Annotated in this window: 11 protein-coding genes; 8 read left to right on the top strand and 3 right to left on the bottom strand. The window is 72.9% G+C overall.

What is annotated here, in order from left to right; translation table 11 throughout:
• Positions 1–212 precede the first annotated feature (212 nt).
• Together ACFRMN_RS35985 and ACFRMN_RS35980 are read right to left on the bottom strand one after the other, a co-directional pair.
• Entirely contained in the window at positions 213–1,454 is a 1,242-nt protein-coding gene (locus tag ACFRMN_RS35985; protein WP_383028080.1) for a serine/threonine-protein kinase, read from the bottom strand.
• A gap of 169 nt (positions 1,455–1,623) precedes the next feature.
• The gene (locus ACFRMN_RS35980; RefSeq protein WP_383028078.1) at positions 1,624–3,249 is read right to left on the bottom strand and encodes a serine/threonine-protein kinase; all 1,626 of its coding nucleotides are present in this window, start codon (positions 3,247–3,249) and stop codon (positions 1,624–1,626) included.
• Between the two features lie 560 nt (positions 3,250–3,809).
• On the opposite strand from ACFRMN_RS35980, the gene ACFRMN_RS35975 reads away from it, so the two are divergent.
• The 6 genes from ACFRMN_RS35975 to ACFRMN_RS35950 all read left to right on the top strand — a co-directional run bounded on the left by ACFRMN_RS35975 (position 3,810) and on the right by ACFRMN_RS35950 (position 13,586).
• Positions 3,810–7,442, top strand: a complete 3,633-nt coding sequence (locus ACFRMN_RS35975; RefSeq protein ID WP_383028075.1) for an FHA domain-containing protein — start codon at positions 3,810–3,812, stop codon at positions 7,440–7,442.
• A 207-nt stretch (positions 7,443–7,649) separates the two neighbouring features.
• On the top strand, positions 7,650–9,047 hold the full coding sequence (locus ACFRMN_RS35970; protein ID WP_383028072.1) for an ABC transporter substrate-binding protein: 1,398 nt from the start codon (positions 7,650–7,652) through the stop codon (positions 9,045–9,047).
• Between the two features lie 4 nt (positions 9,048–9,051).
• Positions 9,052–10,398, top strand: coding sequence for a carbohydrate ABC transporter permease (locus ACFRMN_RS35965; protein ID WP_383028069.1), 1,347 nt, complete (start codon positions 9,052–9,054; stop codon positions 10,396–10,398).
• Positions 10,395–11,282, top strand: a complete 888-nt coding sequence (locus ACFRMN_RS35960; protein ID WP_383028066.1) for a carbohydrate ABC transporter permease — start codon at positions 10,395–10,397, stop codon at positions 11,280–11,282. Before ACFRMN_RS35965 ends, ACFRMN_RS35960 begins: the two co-directional genes overlap by 4 nt.
• 160 nt (positions 11,283–11,442) lie before the next feature.
• On the top strand, positions 11,443–12,075 hold the full coding sequence (locus ACFRMN_RS35955; RefSeq protein WP_383028063.1) for a glycosyltransferase family 2 protein: 633 nt from the start codon (positions 11,443–11,445) through the stop codon (positions 12,073–12,075).
• A complete protein-coding gene (locus tag ACFRMN_RS35950; RefSeq protein ID WP_383028085.1) occupies positions 12,072–13,586 on the top strand; it encodes a CDP-glycerol glycerophosphotransferase family protein in 1,515 nt (504 codons plus the stop codon). The genes ACFRMN_RS35955 and ACFRMN_RS35950 overlap by 4 nt, the downstream gene beginning before the upstream one ends.
• Positions 13,587–13,632: 46 nt before the next feature.
• On the opposite strand, the gene ACFRMN_RS35945 is transcribed toward ACFRMN_RS35950, so the two are convergent.
• Positions 13,633–14,274, bottom strand: coding sequence for a TetR/AcrR family transcriptional regulator (locus ACFRMN_RS35945; protein WP_383028061.1), 642 nt, complete (start codon positions 14,272–14,274; stop codon positions 13,633–13,635).
• Positions 14,275–14,499: 225 nt separating this feature from the next.
• Between ACFRMN_RS35945 and ACFRMN_RS35940 the strand changes: the two genes are divergently transcribed.
• Positions 14,500–15,408, top strand: a complete 909-nt coding sequence (locus ACFRMN_RS35940) for an ABC transporter permease (RefSeq protein WP_383028082.1) — start codon at positions 14,500–14,502, stop codon at positions 15,406–15,408.
• On the top strand, positions 15,401–16,216 hold the full coding sequence (locus ACFRMN_RS35935) for an ABC transporter ATP-binding protein (RefSeq protein WP_383028058.1): 816 nt from the start codon (positions 15,401–15,403) through the stop codon (positions 16,214–16,216). Before ACFRMN_RS35940 ends, ACFRMN_RS35935 begins: the two co-directional genes overlap by 8 nt.
• Positions 16,217–16,392 lie beyond the last annotated feature (176 nt).

The raw sequence follows: 16,392 nt of genomic DNA, 5'->3' as shown, positions 1-16,392 counted from the left end.
GTGCGTGTCCGGACGTAAAGCGTCGCAGCACGCGCGAAGCGCGGTGAGGAAAGCAGTCCGGACACGCACCTCCGCAGACCCCGGCCCCCGCACCACAACGGCGCACCCGCACCCGCACCCCCGTCGGAGGCGCACCCCGCACCCCCGCCGGACGGCGCACCCCCCGCCAGCAGGCGCACCCCCCGCCGGAAGGCGCACTCCGCCAGGAGCCGCTACGGCGCCGGAGCCGTCGTCCGTCCCGAGTCCCGCGGCGCCGACGCCCCGTCCTCGCTCAGCGCGAGCCAGCCCCCCACCCCCACCGCGGCGACCAGCAGCACCCCCACCGCCCCCAGCCTGATCCGACGCTTCCGCACCGCCTCCGCCTTGTGCCGCGCCGACCCCGGCCGCCGCTGCCCCGGGGACCGCGGCGCCCGCGCCGTACCGCGCGCCCCGCCCGCCAGCTCGTCCGGCCCGGGCACCCGCATGCTCGTATGCGTGTCCCGGTTGGAGTCGGGCACCGCGCCGGGGACAAGCGGAACCGCCCCCCTGCGGCGCGGCTCCTCCGGCGCCGAGGGCGCCGACGGCCCCGGCTCCTCGTAGGCCCGCTCGGTGGGCTCCGTGTCCGGCTCGTCCACGTCCAGCGGCGGAATGCCCGTGAGCGTCGGCAGCTGTTCCCGCAGCCGTGCCGCCAGCTCCGACGCGCGCAGCCGGGAGGCCGGGGCCTTCGCCAGGCACTGGACGAGCAGCTGCCACAGTTCCTCGGGGATACCGGGCAGCGGTACGACGGTCTCGGTGACGTGCCGGCGCAGCACCGCCCCGGGGTGGCCGCCGCCGAACGGGGTGAAGCCGGCCAGCAGCTCGTACAGGACGGTGGCCAGCGCGTAGATGTCGACGGCCGCGCGCGGCGGCAGGCCCTCCACGATCTCGGGGGCGAGGTAGTCGGGGGTGCCGATGATCTTGGACGCCTTGGTGCGCCGCGGGGTGTCGATGAGCTTGGCCACACCGAAGTCGGTGAGCAGCGCGGGGTGCGCGCCGCCGGGGCCGAGCGGGCCCTCCATGTCGAGGAGGATGTTCTCGGGCTTGACGTCGCGGTGGACGACCCCGGCGGCGTGCGCGGCGGCGAGCCCGTCGGCGACATCCGCGATGATCGCGACCGCGGCCTCGGGGGCGAGCCGGCGCTCGCGGTCGAGGCGGGTGCGCAGATCCGTACCGCGGACCAGCTCCATGACGAGCGCGAGGTCGTTGCCGTCCACAACGAGGTCACGGACGGCGACCACCCGGGGGTGATCGAGTCCGAGCAGGGCGGTGCGCTCCTGGACGAAGCGTCCGACCAGCTCCTGGTCGGACGCGAGGTCCTCGCGCAACAGTTTGATGGCGACGGGGCCCTCGGGCCCTTCCCCGAGCCACACCGTGCCGGCGCTGCCCCGTCCCAGGATCTGGTGGGCGGTGTACCGGCTGCCGATATTCCGTGCCAAGACTGCTCCCTCAGCGGCTGGCGTTGCCCCTCAAAGTACGCGGGTATCGGCGGGTTCCGTGCCCCGGTCGGCACCGTCACCCGCTTCGGCAGGGGAAATAGCACGATCCGGGGGGATTCATCCCTCACCCCCGGGTCGCTCGTCCCCCGTCACTGTCCCGAGGTCGCGGTCACTGACCCGAGGTCGCGCCGCCCAGCTCCGAGATCCAGTCCGTCACCGTCGAGATCGCGTCACCGATCGCGGTCCAGTAGCCCTTGCCCTGGGCCACCCAGTCCTGAAGCGGCGTCAACTCCCAGACGAGCCAGCCCGCGACGAAGAGCAGGACCAGCGTGAACAGACAGCCCTTCAGGCAGCCCAGGCCCGGGATCCGCATCGGATTGGAGCTTCGCTGGCGGGGCGGGCGCGGCTCGCGCTGCTGGCGGGGGGCCGGTCCCTGCGGCTGCTGGGGCGGCGGCTGCGGAGGCGCGTACCCCTGCCGCGGGGCCGGGGCGTACGGCTGGTGCTGCTGCGGGGGCGGCGCGTACCGCTGCTGGTGCTGCTGATGCTGGGGCGGCTGGTGCGCGGGCGGCTGCTGGGGCTGCCGTTGCGGGCGGCGGCGCAGCGGGTCCTGGCTCGGGTCGAGGTACTGGACCTGCGTCTGCTCGTTGCGGTCGCGGACGGCCCGCATCTGGCCCTGCCAGGGGTGCGGGCCGTCGGGGTCCGCCGGTACGGGTGGCATGACCGAGGTCGGGTCGGCGGCGCCGGAGCCAGGACCGCCGGGGCCGCCGCCGTGCCCGGACGAGGGCATGACGCTGGTCGCCGCGCTCGGGTCGTACGAGCCGGCGTTGCTCGGCAGGACCTGTGTCGGGTCGGCCGCGCCCGGCAGTTCGGGCACCGGCGCGGGCGCCGGGTCCGGCGCGAGGAGCGCGCCGACGCCCAGCGCGGCGTCGACCTGGGCGGGCGTGGAGTGCACGCCGACACCGGCGGCGACGGTCCGCAGTCCGCGGGCCAGGTTCTCGGCGCTCGGCCGCTGGTCCGGGTCCTTGCGCAGGCAGCGCTCTATGACCGTCCACAGCGGCTCGGGCACGGTGGTGGGCCGGCGGGGCTCCTCGCTGAGATGGCGGTGGAGCACTTCGAGCGCGGTCGCGCCGGCGAACGGCGGGCGCCCGGTGACCAGCTCGTACAGCAGGATGCCCGCGCCGTAGATGTCGACGGCGGAGGTCTGCGGACGGCCCTCGGCGGACTCCGGCGCGACATAGGCGGGGGTGCCGACGAACTCGTGCGTGCGGGTCAGCCCCGGGGAGTCCGCGAGGCGCGCGATACCGAAGTCGGTGAGCATCGGGTGCAGCCGCTCGCCGTCGTTCTTGAGCAGCACGTTGGCGGGCTTGAGGTCGCGGTGCACGACGCCGTCGGCGTGGCTGGCGGCGAGCGCGTCCGCGATCTGGGCGGTCAGCAGGGCCGCCGCGACGGGACTGAACGGCCCGTTCTCGCGCAGATAGCGGTGCAGGTCGGGGCCTTCGACCAGATCCATGACGAGCGCCAGGAGATCGCCCTCGACCACCAGGTCGCGGGTGCGCACGATATTGGGGTGGGTGAGGCGGAGCAGTACGGAGCGCTCGCGCAGGAAGCGCATCACGATATCCGCGTCGTTCGCCAGCTCTTCCTTGAGGACCTTGATCGCGACGGTCTCGCCGGGCTGGCCGGCCACGGCCGCCTCGGCTCCCGCGGTCTCTCGCTGACGGGCTCGCCAGACGGTGCCCGTGGCGCCGCGTCCCAGCGGCTCCTCAAGCAGGTACTTGCTGCCTACCGGCCGCACGTCATGCGCTCCCTGCTGGTCGTGGTCATCTCGTCCCGGCCCCCGCCGGGTCTCCGACCCACTGTAGACGGGCCAGGCAAGTCACCCGCCTGTCCTCTTCCGGTCCCGCTCCGATCCCGGTCGGACACGGCCCCGGACCCGACCCGATCCGACCGGGTCCGACCGGGTCCGGCCGAGTCCGGCCGAGTCCGGCCGAGTCCGGCCGAGTCCGGCCGAGTCCGGCCGAGTCCGGTCGGGTTCGAAAGAAAGACGCTCGCATCGTACGGATGGTTGCCGGAGAGCGGGTCGGACGACGTCACACCCGGTCCCAAGGCGTCTCGAAGCCGCTCCCAATCAGGCACTTTTGCGCCAACAGCCGACTATTCAAGATCACTTGTCGCCGGTCCCCGGGCGTGTTGTCAGTGGCAGGTGCGAGGATGCCCCCAGCACGTGACGTGTGGAGTGGGGATTCACACCGCCCCGTGCCGACCTGTACCGGACGACGCGTCCGTGCGCGGTGGGGGGAGATCAGCGGGTATTCCCCTGCCGGGCACCCCGCGCAGAAGGGACCGCTGACGGCGATGCAGATCCGGCTGACCGTCCTCGCGCCGCGCAGCGGCCATGCCGCCGGGCGCGTGTGCGACGTGCTCGTCACCGCACCGGCGGGGACGGCGCTGGCCGCCGTCGCCTCCGGGCTCGCCACGGCCGTCTCGGGCCCCGACGCCTCCGGCAGCGTCGTCCTGTACGCGGGCCGCGAGCGGCTCGACGCCCAGCGCCGCACCCTCGGCGAGCCGCCGCTGATCGACGGCGCGGTGCTCTCCCTCCAGGTCCCAGGGGAGGACGACGTGCCCGCCGACGACGTCCCGGCCCAGCTCCATGTGGTCGCGGGCCCCGACGCGGGCGGGGTGCATCTGCTGCACGGCGGACAGATCAGGATCGGCCGGTCCGCCGAGGCCGATGTGCCGCTGGACGACCCGGACGTCTCCCGGCTGCACTGCGCGGTGACGGTCGGCGAGGACGGCCGGATCTCGGTCGCGGACCTCTGTTCCACGAACGGGACGACGCTGGAGGGCGTCGCGGTGGGCAACCGACCGGTCCCGCTGCCGCCCGGCGCGCTGCTGCGGCTCGGTGAGTCGGCCCTCCGGCTCACGGTCGGGGGCCGGTCGCCCGCGCTGCCGACGGCGCCGGACGGCGAGGGCCATCTGCGGATCGCGAGGCCGGACGCGGACGGCCGGGGCCCGCTCCCGTACGGCACGGAGAGCGGCCCGGGCGGTGGCGCGTACAGCCCCTCGGGAGACCGCGGCCCGGCCCGCGGCGACGGAAGCGCGACGGAAGCGGCCACCGGCCCCGGTCCTGCCAGCGGCCCCGGTCCGGAGACGGGCGCGTACGGCACCGGCGGTTACGCCACGGACGGTTCCGCGTACGGCCCCTCGGGCGCCTCGCCGGGTCCGCAGTACGGCGGCGCGCGGCACGAGCCCGCCCCGGCCCACGGCCCGGCCGTACCCGGCGCCCGTGCCCCGGGGGACGGACCGGGCGAGGAGACCCGGAGCCATGGCGAGGGCTACACGCCCCGCGCGTACGGCGGCTCCGTACCCTCCGGCGCGTCGAGCCGGGTGCTGGGGCCGCAGTACGGCAATCCGCCGGGCGCCCCGCGCATGCCCGACGCCCGCGGCGTCGATACGCACTACGGCAGCCGCCCGACGGCCGGCTCCCCGGACGGGACGCACAGCAGGGCGACGGCGCCGGACCCGGCGTACGGGACGGGCGCGGTCGGGGGCCCGGGAGGCTCGGACGCGCGCGGGGCCGACGACGGCCCGCAGTCGCACAGCAGGACCTCCGGTTCGCGGCGGCAGGCCACGCCCACGCGCGGGACGGAAGCACCCGACGCAGCGGCCAGACGGCGTGGCGGCATAGGCGCCTGGGCCCGGCGGCTCACCGGCAGCCGGGGCGAGGAGCTGCCGGAGTCCGGCCCCGGCCCGCTGCCCGCCGCCGGGACGCCCGCGCGCGCCCCGCGCGCGGAGACCTGGCCCGATCCGGCCGCGATCCTGCTGACGGCGCTCGGTCCCGGCCCCCGGCTGTGGGAGCGGGACAGCCGTCATCCCGAGGCGCTCGCCGTACGGCTCGGCACGGCCGACCGGGCCGCCTCGGAGGGCGGCGGACCGCTGCCCTCCGTACCGGTCACCGTCGGCCTGCGCGAGGCCGGGTCGCTGGGTCTGGCCGGTCCCAGGGAGCGGCTGGCGGGGCTGGCCAGGGCTGTCGTGGCCCAGCTCGCCGCGCTGCACTCACCCGCCGATCTGGAGATCGTGCTGATCAGCACGGACCGTACGAGAAGCCTGGAGGAGCGCCGGCGGGACTGGGGCTGGCTCGGCTGGCTGCCGCATGTACGGCCCGCCCATGGCCAGGACTGCCGGCTGCTGCTCGCGTACGACCGCGAGCAGGCGACGGCCAGGACCGCCGAGCTGACCCGGCGGCTCGACGACAGCCCCATGGGGCCCGGCTGGGCCTCGGCCGACCCGTGGACCATCACGGAGGCCGCCGCCCGCCACGACGGCCCGTACACGGTCGTGATCGTGGACGGCGACCCCGGGACCGCCGCGCTGCGCGAGTCGACGGCGCAGCTGGCCGGCGCGGGCGCCGCCGCGGGTGTCCATCTCATCTGTCTCGCCGAGACGGACGCCGCCTCGCCCCTCTCCCCGATCGCCGCGACCTATGAGATGGCGTGCGCGGCCTCGCTCCCCTTCCGCGAGTGCGGGGCCGTCGCCCTGCTGAGCGGTGATGTGGCGACCGCGCTGCGGCTGCTGCGTACGGCCGTGGGACAGCCCGCCGGGCATGGCACGGTCGCCGTCGTGGACGCGGTCTCGGCGGCCTGGGCGGACCGTTTCGGACGGGCGCTCGCGCCGCTGCGCGCGTCGGCGGGAAGCGGTCGCGGACGGCCCGCGGCGGCGCTCCCGCGCTCCGCCAGGCTGCTCGACGAGCTGGGGCTGGCGCGGGCCACCCCCGCGTCCCTGATGGCCCGTTGGGCGTCCGCCGCCGACCGCACCGGCGACTGCGCGGCGGTCCTCGGCGCCGGACCGCGCGGCCCGGTGAGCGTCGATCTGACCGAGGAGGGCCCGCATCTGCTGATCGAGGGGCCGGCCGGGAGCGGCCGTACGGAGCTGCTGCGCTCCGTCGCCGCCTCGCTGGCCGCCGCGGGCCGGCCCGACCGGCTGGGGCTGCTGCTGGTCGACGGCGCCGGGGGCGAGCGCGGCGAGGGGCTGTCCGTCTGTACGGAACTGCCGCATGTGACCGAGCATTTGATCGCCTCCGACCCGGTCAGAATGCGGGAGTTCGCCCAGGCGCTGGGGGCCGAGCTGAAGCGGCGGTCCGAGCTGCTGGGGCGGCTGGACTTCACGGAGTGGCACAGCCGGCACGAGGTGGCGGAGCGGATAGTCGGCCAGCGCTCGCCGAGCGCCGCCGAGCAACGGGCGGGCAGACGCGGCGAGTCACGCCCCGACCAGCGCGGAACAGAACCGCGCGGAACAGAACCGCGCGGCGGTGATCACCGCGGAAGTGATCCGCGCGCGACTGATCAGCACCCGTACCGCGGCGATCTGGACACGCACGCGAGCGGCACGCTCCGGCTCAGGACCACCTCGGCCCGTACGGAACAGCCTCAGACCCGGCAGCGCCCCCAGGACCCCGCGCCCCTCCCCCGGCTCGTCGTGCTGGTCGACGACTTCGACGCCCTGGTCGCGCCCGCGCTCGGCAGTCCCGGGCGGCCCGCGGCCGGTTCGGTCGTACGGGCCCTGGAGGCCGTGGCCAGGGAGGGCGAGCGGCTCGGCGTCCATCTGGTGGCCACCTCGGCCCGCCCCGACCGTACGGTCGACACGGAGCTGGCCCAGGGCGCACGGCTGCGGGTCGTGCTGGACGCGCCGCCCGTCGCGCCCTCCCCGGACGATCCGGCGCCCGGCCGTGGCCGGCTCGGCCATCCGGACGGCAGGGTCACGCCGTTCCAGGGCGGCCGGGTCACCGGCCGTATCCCGCGTACGGCGACGCTGCGGCCCACGGTCGTGCCCCTGGAGTGGGAGCGGATGGGCGATCCGCCGGCCCGCCGGCCGGTGAGGGAGCTGGGCAACGGCCCGACGGATCTGGCGCTGCTCGCGAGCGCTCTCGAACGGGCCGCCCGATCCGTCAATGCCGTACCTGTCGCACCACTGACCCCGGCTCACCCCTGAAGGTCCCCGGACAGGGCATACGTCCGTCGTGGCACGTCACGAGCCCATCACGATCACCGGCCCTACACCAGGATCGCTATTGCGGCACCCGGTCACGCGGCGTAGGACTGTCCGCACGGGACGAGTGCAGCGTTGCCACGTCACGGCCGCGTCGCCGGTCCCGCTTGCGTAGATCCGTACGCACACGGGAGAAGAGACGGGGCAGTGATGCGCACAACTCGTAGAGCACGTAAGGCTCTTGGGACCGGCAGGAACGGGCTCGGCACGCGCCGGGCAGCCGTGGCGATCGTCGCCGTCGGCGCCGTGGCCCTCAGCGGCTGCGGTGGCGGTTCGAACGACGACAAGGATTCGGGCGACAGCGCGAGCAAGGCGCCCGCGGCCACGGTCCAACTGCCCAAGCTGGACGGCGAGAAGATCCAGGTCGCGGCCGTCTGGACCGGCCCCGAGCAGGAGAACTTCACCAAGGTCCTCAGCGAGTTCGAGAAGCGCACCGGCGCGACGGTCACGTTCGTCCCCGCCCAGGACCCGATCGTCAACTTCCTCGGGACGAAGATAGCCGGTGGCAGCCCGCCGGATGTCGCGATGCTGCCGCAGGTCGGCGCCATCCAGCAGGCCGTGGAGAAGAAGTGGGCCAAGCCCGCGGGCGCGGAGGCCAAGGCCCAGCTCGCGAAGAACTACAGCAAGGGCTGGCAGGACCTCGGCGCGGTGGACGGCACGCAGTACGGCGTGTACTTCAAGGCCGCCAACAAGTCGCTGGTCTGGTACAACAACGCCGCGTTCGAGAACGCGGGCGCCGCGGTCCCCAAGACCTGGCAGGACCTCCTGAAGACGGCCGAGACGATCTCGGCCTCGGGTGTCACCCCGGTCTCGGTCGCGGGCGCGGACGGCTGGACGCTCACCGACTGGTTCGAGAACATCTATCTCTCCCAGGCGGGCCCGGAGAAGTACGACCAGCTCGCCAAGCACGAGATCAAGTGGACCGACGGTTCCGTGAAGGACGCGCTCACCACGCTCGGCCAGCTCTTCGGCAAGCCGAACCTGCTCGCGGGCGGTACGGACGGCGCGCTCCAGACGGAGTTCCCCGCGTCCGTCACCCAGACCTTCACCGGCGGCGACCAGCCCAAGGGCGCGATGGTCTTCGAGGGTGACTTCGTCGGCGTCAACATCGGCCAGACCGAGGCGAAGATCGGTACGGACGCGAAGGTCTTCCCGTTCCCGGCGGTGGGCCCCGACGCCCCGGTCGTGACCGGCGGTGACGCGGCCGTGGCACTCAAGGACACCAAGGGCGCGCAGGCGCTGCTGACCTTCCTGGCGTCCACGGACGCCGCGAAGATCTGGGCGGAGGCGGGCGGTTTCGTCTCGCCGAACAAGTCCCTGGACGCCGCCGCGTACCCGAACGACGTCCAGCGCGACATCGCCAAGGCGCTGATCGCCGCGGGCGACAACTTCCGCTTCGACATGTCGGACCAGATGCCGCAGTCGTTCGGCGGTACCCCGGGCGCGGGCGAGTGGAAGGCGCTCCAGGACTTCCTGAAGAGCCCGAAGAACGTCGCGGCGATCCAGCAGCAGCTGGAGACGGCCGCGGCCAAGGCGTACACGAGCTGACGCGGTGAAGTCGGCGGTCACGGGGGGCGCCGCGGCGGCGCCCCCCGTCAAGGGCAAACGCAAGAGCGTGACAGGCACGCGCAAACTCGTCGCGGCCGGTTTCCTGCTGCCCGCGCTGGTGCTGCTCGGCGCGCTCGTGGTCTACCCCATCGGGTTCTCGGTCTACCGGTCGTTCTTCGACAAGTCCGGCGACAGCTTCGCCGGGTTCGACAACTATGTGGAGCTCTTCACCGACGACACCATCCTGACCGCGGTCAAGAACAACGCGATCTGGGTGGTGGTGGCGCCCACCATCGCCACGGCGCTCGGGCTGATCTTCGCCGTACTCACCGAACGGGTGCGCTGGAGCACGGCCTTCAAGCTCGTCATCTTCATGCCGATGGCGATCTCGATGCTCGCCTCGGGCATCATCTTCCGGCTCGTGTACGAACAGGACCCGGAGCGCGGCATCGCCAACGCGGTCGCGGTGGGTGTGCACGACACGTTCAGCGAGTCGGCGGGCTTCCCCAGAGCGCGTCCGCTGCCGGTGCATCCGCTGAAACCGGCGGGCGGCGGCGCGTTCGTCACCAAGGAGCCCGCGCGCGCCGGGACGGAGGTCCTGCTCCCGCTGGTGGGGGTGGCGCCCGCGAAGATGCCGTCCGACGCGGCGCCGGCCAAGGCCGCGCGAACGGAGGACGGCCGGGTCACCGGCACCGCCTGGCTGGACTTCACCAAGGGCGGCGGCGGCAAGCCGAATGTCATCGACGCCAAGGAACTGGGCCTCAAGGGCATCAAGGTGGAGGCGGTCAAGGACGGCAAGGTCGTCGCCTCCACGACCGCGGGCGCCGACGGTACGTTCAGCCTGCCGGAAGCGGCCGACGGCGCGCAGCTGAGACTGCCCGCGGCCAACTTCAGGGAGCCGTACAACGGTGTGGACTGGCTCGGGCCCTCCCTGGTCACGCCCGCCATCATCGGCAGCTACATCTGGATGTGGGCCGGGTTCGCGATGGTGCTGATCGCGGCGGGGCTCGCGAGTGTGCCCCGTGAACTCATGGAGGCCGCGCGGGTGGACGGTGCCACCGAGTGGCAGGTCTTCCGCCGGATCACGGTGCCGCTGCTGGCGCCGGTGCTCGCGGTCGTCCTGGTCACGCTGATGATCAACGTACTGAAGATCTTCGACCTGGTCTTCATCATCGCGCCGGGCTCGTCCCAGGACGACGCGAACGTGCTGGCGCTCCAGCTGTACCGCTCGTCGTTCGGTACGGACGCGGATCTCGGCGTGGGCAGCGCCATCGCCGTACTGCTGCTCCTGCTGGTGATCCCGGTGATGCTGTTCAACATTCGACGCATGCGAAGGGAGACTCGCCGATGACCACGAACGACGGTGCGATCAAGGTCAAGGCGAAGCAGTCCCTCGCGAGCAGGATCGCGGCCCGCGCGGGCGGCGGGGCGATGCGGGTCTTCCTGATCCTGGCGGGCCTGTTCTGGCTGATGCCCACGATCGGTCTGCTGATCTCCTCGCTGCGCGACGCCACGGACATCAGCGCGAGCGGCTGGTGGCAGGTCTTCACCGCGCCCGCGCAGCTCACCACCGAGAACTACTCGCGGCTCTTCGACAACGACATCATCACCAACTCGCTGCTCTCCACGATCCTGATCACCGTCCCGGCGACGGTCCTGGTCGTGGTGATCGGCTCGCTCGCCGGATACGCCTTCGCGTGGATGGACTTCCCGGGCCGGGACTGGTGGTTCCTGGTGGTCGTCGGGCTGCTGGTGGTCCCGGTGCAGGTCGCGCTGGTCCCGGTGTCGAAGCTGTTCGGCGCGGTCGGCATCTTCGAGACGACGTTCGGCGTGGTGCTCTTCCATGTCGCCTTCGGCCTGCCGTTCGCGATCTTCCTGCTGCGGAACTTCTTCGCGGAGATCCCGAGGGAACTGCTGGAGGCCGCGCGGCTCGACGGGGCGGGCGAAATACGGCTGTTCGTACGGGTGGTGATGCCGCTGGGCGGTCCGGCGATCGCCTCGCTCGGTATCTTCCAGTTCCTCTGGGTCTGGAACGACATGCTGGTCGCGCTGATCTTCGCGGACTCGAAGAATCCGCCGATCACCGTCGCGCTCCAGCAGCAGGTACGGCAGTTCGGCAACAACATCGACGTCCTGGCGCCCGGCGCCTTCGTGTCGATGATCATTCCGCTGGCCGTGTTCTTCGCGTTCCAGCGGCAGTTCGTGACGGGCGTGATGGCCGGAGCCGTCAAGTAGCGCCCAAGTGGCCTCATGGGAAACGATGTTGGCGGGGGAGGACGGGCCGCGGGACGGCCGGTCCTCCCCCGCCGCGCTGTCCGGCCGGACATCTGTTCCGCGCGTCCCCCGTGGGCCGGCCGCGGCGTAACCAGTTCACCCCGCCGGACGTTCCCGGGCCATGACCCGGTTCAGCGTCATCGTCCCCGCGTATCAGGTCCAGGCGTATCTCACCGGCTGCCTGGAATCGGTACTGGACCAGACCTTCGAGGATTTCGAACTGATCGCGGTGGACGACGGTTCGCCGGACGCCTGCGGCGCGCTCATCGACGAGTTCGCCGCCCGTGACCGCCGGGTCACCGCGCTGCGGCTGCCCGCGCACGGCGGCGCCGGCCCGGCACGCGACGCCGGTCTCGCCCGCGCCACCGGCGACTACGCGATCTTCCTGGAGGGCGGCGCCACGCTGATGCCCGGCGCGCTCCGGGCGATCGCGGACCGGCTCAAGGAGACGGGCGATCCGGATGTCCTGGTCCCCGGCCACGCCGAGGACGACCGGGGGGCCGTCGCGCCGGCCGACCGGCCCGATCTGCTCGGCTATCCGGCGACGGCCTCGGGAAAGGCGTACCGCCGGGAGTTCCTTGTCCGGGAGGGCTTCGCCTTCCTGGCCGGGGACCACGCCGACACCGCCTGGATCTGTCCGGTCCTGATCGCGGCCGAGTCGGTGACCACGCTGAACCGGGTCTGCGCGCGCCACGCGCGGCGGCAGGGGGCCGCCCCGGACGCGGCGGCCAGGACGGGCCGGCCGTGTCCATGAACACCGGTGAGGTCTTCGGCGCGTACGACCGGGTCTTCGCCTTTGTTGACGAGCGGGCCGACGCGGCGGAGGCGGCCCGCCGGCGTCCGGTGCTCCACCGGCGCATGCTCGACGAGCTCGCGGCGCTCGCCGCCACGGACGGCGTGCTGCCGCGCCGGGCCCGCGCCGCGTTCTTCCGCCGCGCCCGCGCCCACCACCGCCGCTATCGCGTCCCGGGCACGGAGGGGCGCACACGGCCCCGGCACACACTGCTGCGGCTCGGCGCGCACCGTACGTACCGCGCGCTGCGGGCCGCCCGGTGGCTGCGGAAACGTCTCGGCCGCGTCGCCACCGGGCTGCTGAGGACCGTACGAGCGGGCACGCGGCGGCTCCACTACGCCGTCCAGCGGCGGCTTCCGCTCCGCGCCGACCGCGCGGTCTTCACGGCGTACGGCCACGGCGGCTACTCCGGCAATCCGGCCGCCATCGAGGAGAAGGTGCGCGAACTCGCCCCGCACATCCGTACGTTCTGGATCAGCGAGGCCGCCTGCCGGCACACCGTCCCGACCGGCACCCGCGGACTGCGCCCCGGGACCTTCGCGTACTGGACGGCGCTGGCCCGCTCCGCGTATCTCGTCAGCGACACGGGCTTCGACCACCGGCTGGTGAAGCGGAAGCGGCAGATCCTGCTCCAGACGCACGACGGGACACCGCTCAAGTCGGTGGGCCTCGATCTGCTGGACCGCCCGGCCGCCGCGCGCGCCACGGACCTCGCCCGGCCGCTGGCCGACGCGGGCCGCTGGGACTACTCCCTCTCGGCCAACCGCCACTCCACGCTCGTCCGGGAGCGGGCCTTCCTGCTGTCAGGTACGACGCTGGAGTACGGCCATCCGCGCACCGATGTCTTCCGGCGCGCCACGGCCGCCGATATCGCCAGGCTGCGCGCGTCGCTGGGCATCCCGGCGGGCGCCATCGCCGTCCTGTACGCGCCGACCTACCGCGACTACCGCCGGGGCCAGTGCGAACTGCTCGATCCGGAGCGGGTGGCACGGTCGCTGGGCCCGCGCTTCGTCCTGCTGGCCCGCGCGCACCCCGCGTACGGCGCGCCGCTCCCGTACACGCCGCACCCGCGGATCCTCGACGTCTCCGGCCACCCCTCGGTCGAGCGGCTCTGTCTCGCCTCCGACGCGCTCCTCACGGACTACTCGTCGCTGATGTTCGACTACGCGGCTCTCGACCGGCCGATCGTCATCCACGACGCCGACCGCGAGGCCTACGAGGCGGCCAGGGGTACGTACTTCGATCTACGGGGGTTCCCGCCGGGCCCGGTCGCGCGCACCGAGGACGAGCTGATCGACATCTTCACCACGGGCCACTGGCGCGGCTCACGCTCCAGCGAGCTGCGTACGGCGTTCCGCGGGCGCTTCTGTCCGTACGACGACGGGCGGGCGGCGGAGCGGGTCGTACGCCATGTGTTCCTCGGCTCCCCCGGCGAGGCGGCGGACTCGCCGGGACCCGTTCCGCCCGGGTAGGGGGCGCGCGCCGGGCGGGGGGCGCCGGTCAGGGGGCGCGCGCCGGTCAGGCCCGGTGGCCGAGCGCCGCGACCGCCGAGGCCGCCAGATCATCCAGATAGCCGGGGGGCAGTTCGCTTCTGACCACCACGAGCCTCCAGTAGAGCGGTCCGACGATCAGATCGAGCGCCCGGTCGGCGTCCGCGCCCTCGGGAAGCTCACCGCGTCCGACCGCCGCGCGGACGATCACCGCCGCGATGCCCCGCTGTCCGTCGAGCAGCGCCGTCTTGATCGCGTCGGAGATCTCGGGGTGGCGGGCCGCCTCCACCAGGAGATCCGGGATGACCTGCGAGGCCACCGGGTGGCGCAGGGCGTGGGAGGCCACTTCGAGCAGGGCGCGTACATCGCCGTAGAGCGAACCGGTCCCGGGGGCGGGCAGCCCCTGCGCCGCGAAGGCGGAGACCAGATCGAGGACGAGCTCCAGCTTGGACTTCCAGCGGCGGTAGACGGCGGTCTTGCCGACCCCGGCCCGGCGCGCGATGCCCTCGATGGACATCCGGGCGAAGCCCACGGCGGCCAGTTCCTCGAAGACGGCGGCACGGATGGCGTCGGTCACGTCCTCCCGGAGCACGGCCGCTCCCGCCGGGACGCGGCGTGCGGTGCTCGGAGCCTTGATCCGGGGGTCCGTGGCGCGGGGGTCGGTAGTCATCGCGTACGAGCATAGCGCCGATCGACGTGACGACGACACGGTTGCGTTGCGACGTACTCCGTCCTACCTTTGGCGTTACGACGATACGTAACCGTCCCGTCGTTGGGACCGCCCCCAGAACACCGTCGAAAGCGACCCTCCGTGAGCCAGACGATCGCACCGGCCGTACCGGCCTCACCGGTCCCGGAGCCCGACACCGGGACCGATACCGACACCGGGACCGGTATCGGGACCGGTATCGGGACCGGTATCGGTATCGGGACCGGGCCTGATCTCAGCGCCCTCGCCCGCCGCCACGGCCTGACCGTGAGCGGCGCCCGCCCCGCCCTGCCCGACTATCTCCGCGCCCTGTGGTCGCGCCGGCATTTCATCGGCGCCTTCGCCACCGCGCGGCTGACCGCCCAGTACAGCCAGGCGAAGCTCGGGCAGATCTGGCAGATCATGACCCCGCTGCTGAACGCGACGGTCTACTACTTCATCTTCGGTGTGCTGCTGAACACCAAGCACGGCGTACCGGACTTCGTCCCGTTCCTGGTCACGGGCGTCTTCATCTGGACCTTCACCTCGAACTCGATCATGGCGGGCACCCGTGCGATCTCCGGCAACCTCGGTCTCGTACGGGCCCTGCACTTCCCGCGCGCCGCCCTGCCGATCGGGCTCGCGCTCCAGCAGCTCCAGCAACTGCTGTTCTCCATGGGCGCGCTGGTGGTGATCCTGGCCTGCTTCGGCCAGTACCCCGCGGTCGGCTGGCTGCTCGCGATACCGGCGCTGCTGCTCCAGTCGCTCTTCAACACCGGGGTCTCGATGGCCGTGGCCAGGCTCGCGGCCAGGACGCCGGACATCTCGCAGCTGATGCCGTTCCTGCTGCGCACCTGGATGTATGTGTCGGGCGTGATGTGGAGCGTCGACAAGGTCACGAGCGGCGACCGGCTGCCGCACGCGGTGACGGTGATCCTGGAGTGCAACCCGGCCGCCGTCTATATCGATCTGATGCGCTTCGCGCTCATCGACAGCTTCACCGCCGGTCAACTGCCCCCGCACATCTGGGCCGTCGCCATCGGCTGGGCCCTGCTCGCGGGCGTCGGCGGATTCCTGTTCTTCTGGAAGGCCGAGGAGGAGTACGGACGTGGCTGAGAAGAGGAAGGCTACGGACACCGCCGGGCGGCTCACCCCGCCGGAACGCGTCCCCACCGTCGTCGTCGACGGCGTCCACCTCACCTATACGGTGCACGGCACCCGGGGCGGCCGGGGCAGCGCCACCTCGGCGCTGAGCCGGATCGTCTCGCGCCGGTCGGCGCCCGGCGCGCGCGAGGTGCACGCCGTCAAGGGCGTCAGCTTCGCCGCGTACAAGGGCGAGGCCATCGGTCTGATCGGCTCCAACGGATCCGGCAAGTCGACCCTGCTGAAGGCGATCGCGGGGCTGCTGCCGCCGTCGCGGGGCAAGGTCTTCACCCGGGGGCAGCCCTCGCTCCTCGGCGTCAACGCGGCCCTGATGAGCGATCTGACCGGCGAGCGGAACGTCATCCTCGGCGGGCTGGCGATGGGCATGTCACGGGAGCAGGTCCGCGGCCGCTACGACGACATCGTGGAGTTCTCCGGGATCAACGAGAAGGGCGACTTCATCTCGCTGCCGATGCGGACGTACTCCTCGGGCATGGGCGCCCGGCTGCGCTTCTCGATCGCCGCCGCCAAGAGCCATGACGTGCTGCTGATCGACGAGGCTCTGTCCACCGGCGACGCCCGATTCCAGCGCCGCAGCCAGGAGCGCATCACCGAGCTGCGCGCGGAGGCCGGCACGGTCTTCCTGGTCAGCCACAGCAACAAGTCCATCCTCGACACCTGTGACCGGGCGCTCTGGCTGGAGTCGGGGACACTGCGGATGGACGGCCCGGCGCGGGAGGTCGTCGCGGCGTACGAGGAGTTCACCGGCAAGAAGAAGTAGCCCTGGTGAGAACGACGCGAGAGCGAGGCGAGAGCGAGGCGAGAGCGACGTGAGAAGGGGCGCCCGGCTCGTCGTGAGCCCGGGGGCCCGCCCCCCGCCGAACCCCCAACAAGGGGGTAGCCCCAACCGGGGCAGATAAAAAAAAAACAGCACCCCCCACCATTAACACGCAGGGG

Origin of the sequence: Streptomyces sp. NPDC056835, from assembly GCF_042789485.1 — a bacterium.
Taxonomy (GTDB): domain Bacteria; phylum Actinomycetota; class Actinomycetes; order Streptomycetales; family Streptomycetaceae; genus Streptomyces.
This window is presented reverse-complemented; position numbering and strand designations above follow the sequence as displayed.